Annotated in this window: 11 protein-coding genes; 3 read left to right on the top strand and 8 right to left on the bottom strand. The window is 65.3% G+C overall.

The genetic code is table 11. The annotated features are described in order from the left end of the window. The first annotated feature begins 124 nt into the window (after positions 1-124). The 3 genes from AB7535_RS04845 to AB7535_RS04835 all read left to right on the top strand — a co-directional run bounded on the left by AB7535_RS04845 (position 125) and on the right by AB7535_RS04835 (position 3082). Positions 125-586, top strand: coding sequence for an Lrp/AsnC family transcriptional regulator (locus tag AB7535_RS04845; RefSeq protein ID WP_014497003.1), 462 nt, complete (start codon positions 125-127; stop codon positions 584-586). A 96-nt stretch (positions 587-682) separates the two neighbouring features. Next, entirely contained in the window at positions 683-1603 is a 921-nt protein-coding gene (ppk2, locus tag AB7535_RS04840; protein WP_085404422.1) for a polyphosphate kinase 2, read from the top strand. A gap of 51 nt (positions 1604-1654) precedes the next feature. Then, a complete protein-coding gene (locus tag AB7535_RS04835) occupies positions 1655-3082 on the top strand; it encodes a TAXI family TRAP transporter solute-binding subunit (RefSeq protein ID WP_085404423.1) in 1428 nt (475 codons plus the stop codon). Here the strand turns inward: AB7535_RS04835 and AB7535_RS04830 are convergent. The 8 genes from AB7535_RS04830 to AB7535_RS04795 form a co-directional block, all read right to left on the bottom strand. Further along, positions 3060-4139: a zinc-binding dehydrogenase gene (locus AB7535_RS04830; RefSeq protein WP_085404424.1), complete on the bottom strand. Its 1080-nt coding sequence runs from the start codon at positions 4137-4139 to the stop codon at positions 3060-3062. The two genes, AB7535_RS04835 and AB7535_RS04830, sit on opposite strands and share 23 nt — an antisense overlap. Before the next feature lie 60 nt (positions 4140-4199). Further along, positions 4200-5141, bottom strand: coding sequence for a DMT family transporter (locus AB7535_RS04825; RefSeq protein WP_085404425.1), 942 nt, complete (start codon positions 5139-5141; stop codon positions 4200-4202). A gap of 188 nt (positions 5142-5329) precedes the next feature. Beyond that, positions 5330-6169 carry an aldo/keto reductase gene (locus tag AB7535_RS04820; protein ID WP_085404426.1) on the bottom strand — a complete coding sequence of 280 codons (840 nt, stop codon included), beginning with the start codon at positions 6167-6169 and terminating at the stop codon, positions 5330-5332. Positions 6170-6177: 8 nt separating this feature from the next. After that, complete coding sequence (locus tag AB7535_RS04815; RefSeq protein ID WP_085404427.1) at positions 6178-7074, bottom strand: SMP-30/gluconolactonase/LRE family protein; 897 nt, start codon at positions 7072-7074, stop codon at positions 6178-6180. A gap of 261 nt (positions 7075-7335) precedes the next feature. After that, positions 7336-10041, bottom strand: coding sequence for a nitrate reductase (locus AB7535_RS04810; protein ID WP_085404428.1), 2706 nt, complete (start codon positions 10039-10041; stop codon positions 7336-7338). Positions 10042-10055: 14 nt separating this feature from the next. After that, a complete protein-coding gene (locus AB7535_RS04805) occupies positions 10056-11273 on the bottom strand; it encodes an NAD(P)/FAD-dependent oxidoreductase (RefSeq protein WP_167768250.1) in 1218 nt (405 codons plus the stop codon). 10 nt (positions 11274-11283) lie between these two features. Next, positions 11284-11712 (bottom strand): globin family protein, encoded by a 429-nt coding sequence (locus tag AB7535_RS04800; RefSeq protein ID WP_014497011.1) that lies wholly within the window; start codon positions 11710-11712, stop codon positions 11284-11286. A 121-nt stretch (positions 11713-11833) separates the two neighbouring features. Continuing rightward, the gene (locus AB7535_RS04795) at positions 11834-13225 is read right to left on the bottom strand and encodes an MFS transporter (protein WP_085404430.1); all 1392 of its coding nucleotides are present in this window, start codon (positions 13223-13225) and stop codon (positions 11834-11836) included. Positions 13226-13363 lie beyond the last annotated feature (138 nt).

Below are 13363 nucleotides of genomic sequence, written 5' to 3'. Positions count from 1 at the left end.
CCGGAAACAGGTTGGACGATGATACGCCCGCGGGCGGCGCCAAACTTCTCAATTTTTCGCGCCATACCTCCAAATATTGGGATACTTTACCAATGGATCAGCACTTCAGACAGGTTTCATCCCAATGCCAGACCTCGACGCCATCGACCGGAAAATCCTCGCTTTGCTCCAGAACGACAGCCGGCTGACAATGCAGGAACTCGCCGACAAGGTCGGGCTCTCGGTGTCGCCCTGCCATCGCCGGGTCAAGCTGCTGGAGGAGCGCGGCGTCATCAGCCGCTACATCGCGACCGTCGACCAGAAGGCGCTGGGGCTGCATGTCAGCGTCTTCATCTCGATCAAGTTGGCGCGGCAGAAGGAGGAGGATCTGAATCGTTTCGCCCGCGCGATCTCGAAATGGGACGAGGTGCTGGAGTGCTATCTGATGACCGGCAACCGCGACTATCTCCTGCGCGTGGTGGCGGCCGACCTCGCCTCCTACGAGACCTTCCTGAAGACCAAGCTGACCCGGCTGGACGGCATTGCCTCGATCGAGTCGAGCTTCGCGCTCAGCCAGGTCAAATATTCGATCGCCCTGCCGGTCTGACGGCCCCGCCGGGCTATTTCGGAACCGGTGTCACATGGGCGCAATAAACCCCGCCGATGGTCACGGGCGACAGGCACCCTGCCGAAAGAAGGACCCATGACCGCATCCGACCGCACCCCTGAAATGGCCAAACGCGAGCGCATCATCCGGGAAATGACCGACGATCTCGACGAAGAGCTGGAGATGGAGCTCGATGACAGCAGGCTCGACGAGCTGCTGGACGAGACCGACGCGCTCCGCCCGACGGTTGATCGCAGGCTCTATTTCCGGGAACTGCTGCGGCTCCAGGGCGAGCTGGTCAAGCTCCAGGACTGGGTGCAGAGCGAGAAGAAGAAGGTCGTGGTGCTGTTCGAGGGCCGCGACTCCGCCGGCAAGGGCGGCGTCATCAAGCGCATCACCCAGCGGCTCAATCCCCGCATCTGCCGTGTCGCGGCGCTTCCGGCACCAAGCGAGCGCGAACGCACGCAATGGTACTTCCAGCGCTACGTGTCGCATTTGCCGGCCGGCGGCGAGATCGTGCTGTTCGACCGCAGCTGGTACAACCGCGCCGGCGTCGAGCGCGTGATGGGCTTCTGCACCGAGGAGCAATACCAGGAGTTCTTCAAGACGGTGCCGGAGTTCGAGCGGATGCTGATCCGCTCCGGTATCACTCTCGTCAAATACTGGTTCTCGATCACCGACGACGAGCAGCAGTTCCGCTTCAGCATGCGCATCAGGGATCCGCTGAAGCAATGGAAGCTGAGCCCGATGGACGTCGAGGCGCGCAGCCGCTGGGAGGCGTACACCAAGGCCAAGGAGACGATGCTGGAGCACACGCATCTGCCGGATTCGCCGTGGTGGATCGTCGACGCCGTCGACAAGAAGCGCGCCCGCCTCAACTGCATCGCGCATCTGCTCAGCCAGATGCCGTACCAGGAGGTCGCCCGCGTGCCCGTGGTGCTGCCGCCGCGCGTCCGTAATCCCGACTATCACCGCGGCCCGATTCCGCCGGAGATGTACGTGCCTTCGAAATACTGACGGCACCCGCCGCGCCTGCCGTCGGGCGAGCTTGCCGATGAGGAAAGCGAGATGCCCGTGCCGAGCGATCTGAGCGTGAGGAGAGACGCGTCGTCTCGCCGCCGGAATCGCTTTGGCCCGTGGCTCGCGCTCGAAAGCGTGCTCTCGGTGCTCACCGTCGTTCTTGCCCTCGCCTATTGGCTCTGGCAGCCGGCGACGCTACGCATCGCGGTCGGGCCGGCCGGCAGTGACGACCAGGCGCTGATTGCGGCGGTGGCGAAGGCGTTCGACGCCAGGGGTGGCGCGGTGCGGCTCGTGCCGATCGAGACCGACGGCACACTGCAAAGCCTCAATCTGCTCGGCGCCGGCAAGGCCGACCTCGCGGTGGCTCGCGGCGACTTCGCCATGCCGGCCGACACCAATTCGGTGGCGATCCTGCGGCGGAATTTCGTGGTGTTGTGGGCGCCAGCGGCGCGCAAGGGCGCCGCCAGGCCGAAGATCATGGAGATCGCCCCCCTCACGGGGCGCCGCATCGGTGTCGTCGGCCTTGGCGATGCCAATCTCAATCTGCTTCGTGTCATCCTCGCCGAGTCAGGCGTCAACCCGCAGAAGGTCACGATCGCACAGTTCAGTATCGACCGCATCTCCGAGATGGCCCAGGACTCAACGCTCGACGCCTTCATGATGGTGGGCGCACTCGGCGACAAGGCGATCGCAAGCACGATCGCCACCACCGCACGCCTGCGCGGCGAGCCCAAGTTCCTGTCCGTCGACGTCTCCGACGCCATCGCCGAGCGGCACCCGCTCTACGAATCCGAGGAAATTCCCGCGAGCGCATTTTCCACGACGCCGCAGCGGCCGGACGACAAGATCGACACCATCGCCGTCAATCATCTGATCGTCGCGCCCGCTTCACTGTCCGAGGACACGGTCGCTGCCTTCACCCGCGAGCTGTTTACGGTCCGTCAGTCGCTCGTGAAGGACTTACCCGGCGCCAGTCACATCCAGAAGCCTGACACCGACAAGGACGCCGCGCTGCCGGCCCATCCAGGAGCTGCCGCCTTTATCGACGGCAACGAGCGCAGCTTCATGGACAAGTACAGCGACTACATCTGGGGCGCAGTGCTGCTGCTCTCGGGCTTCGGCTCGGTGGCCGCGTGGCTGCGGCACTATCTACGGCGCGAGGAGCGCAGCGAGAACGCGCTGCATCGCGACAGGTTGCTGACGGCGATCTCCAGCGTGCGGGAGGCGACGTCGCTCGACGATCTCGCCGCCATGCAGAGCGCAGCCGACGACATACTGCGCGAGACGCTGGCCTGTCACGAGGACGGCGCCATCGAAGACGGCGACCTCACCGCCTTCGGTCTCGTGCTGGCGCAATTCCATCAGGCGATCGTCGACCGCCGGGCCGTGATCGCCCAGATGAGCGATGCCGACGTCGCCGCGAAACCCGATGGCGGCGTGCTTCAGCCGTTCCCTATTTCCACGGCTGCACGATGATCTTGGTGTGCGCCTCAGGATTGGCGAGATCAGCGAACGCCTTTGCGACGCCGTCGAGGCCGACCTCGGCGGTGACCATCGCGGCCGCATCCACCTGCCCTTCTGCGATCAGGCGCAGTGACGCTGCGAACTCATCCGGCGTGTAGCCGAGCACATATTGGACATTGAGCTCCTTCATGATGCCGAGCATGGGTTCGCTCCTGTCGGTCTCCATGCAGACGCCGACCACCACGATGCGCGCATCACGCGGGGCGCCCTCGAACACCTGTTGCAACAGGCCGGGCACGCCGACACATTCGAAGATGATTGCGGGCTTCAGTGCCGGCAGCATGGCCTGCAACGGCGGGCGCGCCGCCTTCTCGGCCTCCGACATCTGCGCGTGCTCGGCCCAGGTCGCGTAGGGCTGCGTCACCCTGGGATCGACGACGATATCGGCCCCCAGCTTTGCGGCCAGTGCACGCCGCGCCGGCGAATAGTCGGCGGCGACGATCGGATGCAGGCCCTTGATCCTCAGCGCTGCGATCACCGCGAGCCCGACCGGGCCGCAGCCGATCACGAGCGGTACCTCGCCGCCCCGGATGTTGGCTTTCGCCACGGCGTGGACACCGACGGCGAGCGGCTCGGTCAGCGCCGCATGTTCGGACGCGAGACCGTTGGGCACCTCAAGCAGCAGGGGCTCGCTGAGCAGCATCGCCTCGGCATAGCCGCCGATATTGTCGTTGGAATAGCCGATGCCCTCGATGCCTTGCGGCGTCACGAGCGCTGGGAGCGAACAGACGCGGGTGCCGGGCTTGAGCTTGCGCGCGGTTCCGGGACCGTAATCGACGATCTCACAGCAGAACTCATGGCCGAACACGACGTCGCGGGCGAGGTCCATCGGCTTGCGGCCGGTCTTCTTCGCCATCTCCACCATGCGGGGGGCATGCTGGCGGGCATGAAGGTCGGAGCCGCAGATGCCGCAGGCAAGCGTCCTGACCAGCACCTGACCGTTACCTGGCTTTGGCTCGGCCATCCGGTCGACGACAATCTCACCGTTCCTGAAAATCGCAGCGCGCATCCGGCTCCTCCCGTGTTGTTGGAGCCGTTGATAGCACGAAGCGGGACGCGCGAACTTGCGTCAGGGGTTCGGGGAACGCTCTTCCAGCACCAGCAGCTGGGCGCGGCGGATGCGCTCGCGATGGGCGATGTAGAGACCGCTGGCGACGATGAAGGCAGCACCAGTGACGGTCCAGACGTCAGGCACTTCGCCGAACAGGAAGAAGCCCAGAATGCTGACCCACAGCAACTGCGTGTACGAGAACGGCGCCAGCACCGAGGCATCGCCGTAGCGATAGGCCAGCACGATGATCCACTGGCCCACGGTGGACGCGACGCCGATCACGATGCCGAGCCCGATCGCGGTCCAGCTCGGCGTCACCCAGACGAACGGCACCATCAGGCTGAGGATCGCAACGCCCGTGAGCGCCGAATAGGCCATGGTGGTGAGGACGGCTTCGCGCCCGCTCATCATGCGCGTCAGGATCAGCGCAGCAGCCCAGCAGAATGCCGAGATGATCGGGAAGAACGCGGCGGCGTGGAACGCATTGGAGCCCGGACGCAGGATGATCATCACGCCGATGAGACCGATCGCGGTCGCGATCCAGCGGCGCATGCCGACCGTCTCGCTCAGGAAGATGATCGACAGCGCGGTGACGAACAGCGGCGAGACGAAGCCGGTGGCCGAGGCTTCCGCGATGGGGAGGAAACGGAGACCGGTGATGAAGAACAGCGAGGAGCCGAGCAGCGCGACGCCGCGCATCAATTGCAGGCCGAGGCGATCGGTGCGCATCGCATGCAGCGGCGAGCCCGGCAGCATCACCGGCGTGAACATCAGCGCGAATGTGACGAAACGGATCCAGGTGATCTCGATCGACGGCAGGCTCGTCGACAGATACTTTGCGGTGACGTCGGAACAACCGAGGAATACCGTCGACAACAGCACCAGCGCGATGCCCTTGAAGGGATGATCGACGCGCGCAGGCGCGCGGCGAACCTCCTGCTTCTTCTCCGGCACGGGCATGGGAATACTGTCGAGCCTTGCGGCTACGGCGGGCGGCGGTGTCACGGCTGGAACCTGGGAAAACGACGATTCGGGAACGATCGTAAAAAACGACAAATGCGCCGCTTTCACAACTTCCGAAAACAGGATGCCGATATGCGCTGACGACCCCGCGCGTCAATACTCCATTAATAATAGGCGTTTGTGCACTACAACATGGGTAGGCTGCGCGGCTTCGGACCGCGCGGAAACGCCGCATCGAGCGCCGAAATCTCCTCTTTCGTCAGCACGAGATCGCCGGCCGCCGCATTCTCGCCGGCATGTTCCGCGGACGAGGCCTTCGGGATCGCGAACACCGTAGTCGCACGGGTAAGGAAGCTCAGCGCGACCTGCCGCGGTGTCATACGACGCGCCTCCGCGATACGTGCCAGCACCGCGCCTCCCTTGCTGTTGCTTGCGGGAAAATCGTCGTGGCCGAACGGAGAGTATGCGACGACAGCGACGCCACGCTTCTCGCACCACGGGATCACCGCATGCTCGATCGCGCGCTCCTTGAGATGATAGAGCACTTGATTGCACGCGATGCGGCCTTCGCCGGAGACGTCGAGAATTTCGTCGAGATCGTCGGCGTCGAAATTGGAGACGCCCCAGGATTTGATCTTGCCGGCCTTCACCAACTCTTCGAACGCGGCAACCGTGTCTTCGAGCGGATAGGAACCGCGCCAGTGCAGCAGATAGCAGTCGAGACGATCGGTCTTCAGCCGCTTCAGCGAGCGTTCGCACGCCGTGATGGTGCCGCCGCGCGAGGCGTTGCTCGGCAGCACCTTTGAAACCAGGAACACTTCATCGCGGCGGCCTGCGATCGCATCGGCGATGACGAGCTCGGCATCGCCGTACATCTCGGCGGTGTCGATGTGGGTCATGCCGAGATCGAGCCCGCGCTGAAGCGCCGCGATCGCGCGCTTGCGGTCGCCATGGTCGAGATACCAGGTGCCCTGCCCGATGACGGAGACGTTCGCGCCGGTCTTGCCGAAGGGTTTTGTGTTCATGTCAAAGCTCACAGTCCGCTGATATCCGCAACCAGCACGCTGCCGGTCCCTGACTCCGTGATATAGAGCCGATCTTTCTTGGCGCCACCGATGGCGACATTGGTGCAGCTCGGACCCGCGCACGACTTGATCCGCGCGATCAGCTCTCCGTTCGGCGCGAACACGAAGACGTGGCCGAGCGAAGCGTGGCCGACGAACAGGCGACCGGCCGCGTCCATGGTCATGCCATCAGGACCGCTGGTGCCGAACAGCGAGCAGAAGCGGCCGACCTTCGACACGCTGCCGTCCTTCATGAACGGCAACCGCCACACCGCATTGTCGCGGGTCATGGCGACGAACAGCACCGTTTCGCTGGGGTCGAGCACCAGGCCGTTCGGGCTGATGCCGGTGTCGAGCAGGCAATCGAGCCGGCCGCTCGGCGTCAGGCGATAGACACGGCCGCTTGCGTCGTGCAGGCCGGTCTGGCCCTGATCGGTGAACAAGATGTCGCCGTTGGAGGCGAGATGCAGATCGTTGCAGCCACGGAACGATTCCGAATTGCGCGCGGTCAGGATGGGCCTGATGCGCCCTGCCCCGGCGTCGAGTTCCATGATGCCGTGCATGTAGTCGGCCACGAGGATGCGGCCGTCGGCCGCGATCTTCAATCCGTTCGGCCAGCCCTCATATTCGATCACGAGCGACCACGCGCCATCAGGCGCGATGCGGAAGATGCGGCCGAAGGGAATGTCGACGATATGGAGGTTGCCGTCTTTGTCGAACGACGGCCCTTCGATGAAACTATCGGTCGGCACACCCGGCCGGTTGGCATCGGCCCAATCGGTCCGCACGCCCTTGCGGCGGAAATGGTCGGGCATGGCGGAGAAGATCTTGGTTTCGATCAGGCGCGGCGGCGTTTCCAGGTACATCATTGTTGTTTTTGTGCATGTGGAGGGGGATCGCGGCAACATAGGGCACAATCGTTGGCGCGTCGATTGGGCGAAGGACATGGCTGCGTCCACGTCACTCTCGTGTCCCGGACGCGCTGCAGCGTGAAACGCTGCTGCGCAGAGCCGGGACCCAGAAAGGCCAAACACTCTGCTGTGAGATGGGCCCCGGCTCTGCAGCGCATCACTTCGTGCTGCGCAGCGTCCGGGGCACGAGACAGTCTCCCAGTCTGGAGAGATCCCCTACCCCGCAGCCGCCGCGACCTTCGCCTGCTTCGCCGGCGCCACTTCCGTCGTCGCGATCAACTGCTTCAGCTCGGGGATACATGACCCGCAATTGGTGCCGGCCTTGAGCTTGGCGCCGATCTCGGCCGCCGTGCGCGCGCCGCTCGCGATGGTGTCGCAGATGGTGCCGCGGCCGACGCCGAAGCAGGCGCAGACGATGGGGCCGGTCGAGGCCGCGCCCTCCGTCGATTTGCCTGACAGCAGCATGCGGCGCTGCTCGTCGGTGACGTGATCGGCCACGAACAGGCTCTTCACCACCTCCCAGTCGCCGGCATCATGCGCGGGGCCGACGAATAGGCAGGTCTCGATGCGGTCGCCCGCGAACGAGGCCGCGCGATAAACGCCGCCGCCGAAGTCGCGATAGTCGGCGACATCCTCGCCGGCGACACCGTCGAGCCAGGCCGGCCAGCGCGACAGATCCGCATTGTCGGCGAAGAGATAGCCGAAGCCGCCCGAAACCGTGACACGGGTCCACATCAGGTTCGGCGGCAGATCGAGCTGCTTGCGCGACAGCGCAAAGCCGCGGAAGACGTATTCATAAGGCGAGATCGCCGCCGGCGTGGCTTTCGACTCCGGCTGGCCCGAGAACGGATCGGTGAAGGACTGCACGAGCGCCCCGACGCGGCCGTGCGAGGCGCTCATCGCACTCCAGTGGATCGGCGCGAACAGCGTGCCGCGCTGCTGACGGTCGCTGACGACGACCTTCAGGATGCACTGGCCGTAATCGGTGGTGATGCGGGCGTAGCCGTCATGCGCGATGCCGTGTTTGCTGGCATCATCCGGGTGGATCTCGACGAACGGCTCCGGCAGATGCGCGCCGAGACGCTGGCTGAGCCCCGTGCGCGTCATGGTGTGCCACTGGTCGCGGATACGTCCGGTGTTGAGCCGCAGCGGGCGCGACGGGCCGGTTTCGCCGCGCAGCGACGGCACCTCCGGCGCGACGAAGCGGCCTTTGCCGTCATTGGTGAAGAAGCCGCCGTTCGCGAAGAAGCGCTCGCCGGCCGCCTCGCCTTCGCGCGCCGGCCATTGCACCGGCTTCAAGGCGTCGAAGGCCTCGTCCGAGAGCGCGGTCAGCGCGCCGATGTCGAAATCGCGGCTGCCATCGTTCTCGAACGCCGAAAGCGCCGCGTGCTCGCGGAAAATATCAGCGGCGGATTTGTAGTTGAAGCTGTCGCCGAAGCCGAGCCGCTTTGCGGTCTCGCTCAGAATCCACCAGTCCGGCCGCGCCTCGCCCGGCGCCGGCAGGAACGAGCGCTGGCGCGAGATGCGGCGTTCGGAGTTGGTCACCGTGCCCGACTTCTCGCCCCAGGCCAGCGCCGGCAGCAGCACATGCGGGCCGGCCTCGACGGTGTCGTTGGAGAGCACGTTCTCGGACACCACGAACAGCTCGAGCTTCTTCAGCGCTTCACGTACGACGTCCGCGTCCGGCAATGACACCGCCGGGTTGGTGCCCATCACCCAGAGCGCCTTGACCTCGCCGCGGTTGATCGCCTCGAACAGCTGCACCGCCTTCAACCCTTCATGGGTGGCGATGCGCGGCGCCTTCCAGAACCGCCTGACACGGTCGATGTCGGGCGGCGTGAAGTTCATATGCGCGGCGAGCTGGTTGGCAAGGCCGCCGACCTCGCGGCCGCCCATCGCGTTGGGCTGGCCGGTGAGCGAGAACGGCGAGGCGCCCGGCTTGCCGATGCGTCCCGTGGCAAGATGGCAGTTCAGGATCGCGTTGACCTTGTCGGTGCCCTGCGCCGACTGGTTGACGCCCTGCGAATAGAGCGTGACGACTCGCTCGGTGTCGCGGAACATCTTGAAGAAGGTGGCGACGTCCTGTTCGGACAGACCCGTCGCCAGTGCGGTCGCGGAGACACTGCCGGCGATGTTGCGCGCGCGCGTCAGCGCGTCATCGAAGCCCGACGTGTTCTGCGCGATGTAATCCTGGTCCAGCGCGCCATTGTCGGCGAGATGGACGAACAGGCCGGAGAACAGCGCGGTGTCGGTGCCGGGCTTGAGGCCGAGGAACAGGTCGACGTCGCTGGCCGTGTCGGTCCGGCGCGGATCGATCACGATCATGCGCGCGCTGCGTTCCTGCCGGTTCTTCAGCATGCGCTGGAACAGCACGGGATGGCACCAGGCCGCGTTCGAGCCGACGAACACGAGCAAGTCAGCCTGGTCGAGATCCTCGTAGCAGCCGGGCACGGTGTCCGCACCGAAGGCGCGGCGATGGCCGGCGACCGAGGACGACATGCAGAGCCGCGAATTGGTGTCGACATTGGCCGTGCCGACAAAGCCCTTCATCAGCTTGTTGGCGACGTAATAGTCCTCGGTCAGGAGCTGGCCCGAGAGATAGAACGCGACCGCATCGGCGCCGTCGCGCGCCACGATGTGCTGCATGCGATGGGCGACGTGATCGAGCGCGTCGCTCCAGGCGACACGCTCCAGCACGCCCTTGCAGCGGATCATCGGATAGAGCAGCCGGCTCTCCAGCCCGACGGTCTCGCCGAGCGCGGAGCCCTTCGAGCACAGCCGGCCGAAATTGGCGGGATGATCCGGGTCGCCCGCGATCGCCGCGCCACCGTTGCCGTCGGGCGTCGCCAGCACGCCGCAGCCGACGCCGCAATAGGGACAGGTCGTCTTGGTGGCGCGGAGCGTGGGATCGATCGCCGTCATATCGAGCTGCCTTATCAAGCCGCCTTGGAAGGACGCGCCAGCGCGCGGCCGAACATCATGTCGGTGCGGATCGCCGTCACCTTGTCGCGATTGCGGATCAGCTCGAGATACCAGAGCGCATCGACGGTATCGCCGATCAGCACCGCGCCGGTGAGCCGGCCGTCGGCGATGACGAGCTTCTTGTAGGTGCCGCGCCTGCGGTCTGACAGCACCAGGCTCTCGCTGCCGTCCCCACCCATGAAGTCGCCGGCGGAGAAGACGCTGACGCCGGAGACCTTCAGATTGGTCGAGACCACGCTGCCCTGATAGGCGGCGGGACGGCCGGCGAGATGCCGCGCCAGCACGCGCGCCTGCTCGTAAGCGGGCTCGACCAGGCCGTAGCAGGTGCCGCGATGCTCGGCACATTCGCCGAGCGCGTAGATGTCGGGCGAGGCCGTCTGCATCTCGTCGTTGACGACGATGCCACGGTTGACCGCGATGCCCGCCTCTTTGGCAAGCGCCACATTCGGCCTGATGCCGGCGGCGAAGATCACGGCATCCGCCTCGATGCGCGTGCCGTCGGCGAGCTCGACGGCTTCGACATGGCCCTCGCCGTGAATGCGGGCGGTGGAGGCGTTAAGCAGGATGCGGATGCCCTTGCGCTCGACCAGCGTCTTCAGCAGGTCGGCCGCCGGCAGATCGAGCTGGCGCTCCATCAGCCGGTCCATCAGGTGCAGCAGCGTCACCGGCGCGCCGGCTTTCGCAAGGCCATAGGCCGCTTCGAGTCCGAGCAGGCCACCGCCGACCACGACGACACGCTTCTTCGCCGCAGCGAGCGTCAGCAGCAGATCGACGTCGCGCGTATCGCGAAAGGTGTGCACCCCGGTGAGATCGGCGCCCGGCACGTTGAGCCGCAGCGGCGTCGAGCCGGTGGCGAGCACGAGCTTGGAATATTCGACGCTCTCTTCACCTTCGATCTTGAGCTCACGGCGGCCGGTGTCGATCTCGGTGACGCGATAGCCGTAGCGCACGGTGACGCCGCGATGGCGCCACCAGTCAGCCGGCCTCAGCTCGATCTCGTGCGAGCCGGTCTCGCCGGCCAGCACGGAGGAGAGCAGCACGCGATTGTAAGCGAGCCGCGGCTCTTCGCCGATCACCGCGACCGCGTAGCGGCCGAGCGAGGTCTTGGCGAGCTCGTCGACCAGACGCGCGGCCGCCATACCGTTACCGACGATGACCAGCGGTTCACTCACAAGGCATCTCCTATTCGGCGGCCTGCGCCTGTGCGCCATAGGCCTCGGAAATCATGTAGCCGGACAGGACGCCGTAAGCGTCGGTCCAGGCCGTGGCGAGTTCGGGCGTCCAGGCCTCGCCGAGGCCCTTCTCGAGGGTCCAGAGCAAGGTCGCGCCGACCACCGGATAGTGCTCGGCCTTGGCGCCATAGGCGACGTGACGCTTGGCGAGCGCCGAGGCCGCGGGAAGAATCGTCTCGAGCTTCGACAGGCCGCCGACGACGGCCGCGAGCATGCCCATCAGCTTCTTGCGCTGCTCGGTCATGTCCTCGGGAAACATCGCGCGCACGGACGGCGCCACCTCGAACAGGCGATCGTAGAACAGCACCGCGGCCGCCTCTGAAATCGGCGCGACCTTGGAAAAGCTCTGCTGGACGAGGGCAATCTGTTCTGAAGTCATGATGTTCTCCTGTCTGTTTCGGTCTGCCTTTGTCCGCGCCGTTGCGAACAAGGTTCATGGGTCAAACGTCATCAGAGAGTCTTCTCCCCGCGTACGGGGAGAAGCGACATTCGTGCCAAACTCAGACTCGCGCTTCCGCGAGGCTTGACGCGCCCTCACCCTGCGGGCTGCGACGCAGGTAGAACCACCAGGTCAGTCCGAGGCAGGAGGCGTAGAAAGCGAGGTAGATCGCGAGCGCGAGCGAGGGACCACCGGTCATGGCGATCGACTTGCCGAAACCGGTCGGGATCAGATAGCCGCCGACCGCGCCGATCGCGCCGATGAAGCCGACCGCCGCACCGCTCTCGATGCTCGCGGTCTTCAACGCCGCCGCGCGCGCCGCATCGCCCTTGCCACGCACCCTGAACAGGTTCTGCTCGCGGAAGATCGAGGGGATCATGCGGTAGGTCGAGCCGTTGCCGATGCCCGTCGTCACGAACAGGATCAGGAACATCGCAAGGAAGCCGGTGAAGTCCTTGTGCCCGACGAAGTAGAGCACGCCGACGGTGGCGCCCGCCATCGCGATGAAATTCCAGAAGGTGAGGATGGAGCCGCCGATCTTGTCGGCGAGCAAGCCGCCGAGCGGTCGCGACAGCGAACCGACCAGCGGCCCGAGGAACGCGATCGAGATCGAGATCGCCGGAAACTGCGTCTTGATCAGCAGCGGGAACGCCGCCGAGTAGCCGATGAAGGATCCGAATGTTCCGATATAGAGATACGCCATGATCCAGGTGTGCTTGCGCTTGACCACCGCAAGCTGGTTCTTGATCGACGACTTGGCCGTGGTCAGGTTGTTCATGAAGAACACCGCGCCGAACACCGCGATCGCGATCGGCAGCACCCACATCAGGCCGGCGTTCTGGAGGAAGATGCCGTCGACGGGGGACGCCTGGAACAGGTTGATGACCGCGAGCGTCATCAGGATCGGGGTCAAGAGCTGCACGCTGGAGACGCCGATATTGCCGCCGGCCGCGTTCAGCCCCAGCGCCCATCCCTTCATCCGGTCAGGGAAGAAGAAGGAGATGTTGGTCATGCTGGAGGCGAAATTGCCGCCACCGAGACCCGCGGTCGATGCGATCAGCAGCATCAGCCAGAACGGGGTGTCGGGCTGGCCGACGAAATAGGCGAGCGACAGCGTCGGGATGAACAGGACAGCCGCGCTGAAAATGGTCCAGTTGCGGCCGCCGAAGGTCGTGACCGCGAACGTATAGGGGAAGCGCATCAATGCGCCGATCAGCCCGGGCACCGCGACGAGCTGGAACAGCTGGTCGGTGGTGTAGTGGAAGCCCGCCTGCGGCAGCTTGGTGGTGACGATGCTCCAGATCAGCCACACCGAGAAGCCGATATGCTCGGCCACGATCGACCAGATCAGGTTACGCCGGGCGATCACTTTGCCGCCCGCATTCCAGAACGCCTCGTCTTCGGGGCGCCAATCAGAAATCCACGTCGGATTTCGAGTCGGATTCGTCGTCATTGATAATCCCTTCTAGGCTCACCGCTGCGTCGTTGCAGGCTCAGCCTCCACGCGGAGGCGCGCGCCGAGGCCATGCCCCGGTGGCGAGTTCACGATGCTGATTGATGATGTTGAGGGACGTCGTCGTTGGCGTCGGAA

Origin of the sequence: Bradyrhizobium sp. 956_D2_N1_4, assembly GCF_052076025.1 — a bacterium.
Taxonomy (GTDB): Bacteria; Pseudomonadota; Alphaproteobacteria; order Rhizobiales; family Xanthobacteraceae; genus Bradyrhizobium; species Bradyrhizobium barranii.
The sequence above is the reverse complement of the archived record's forward strand: the minus strand, read 5'-3'. Positions and strand labels throughout refer to the sequence as shown.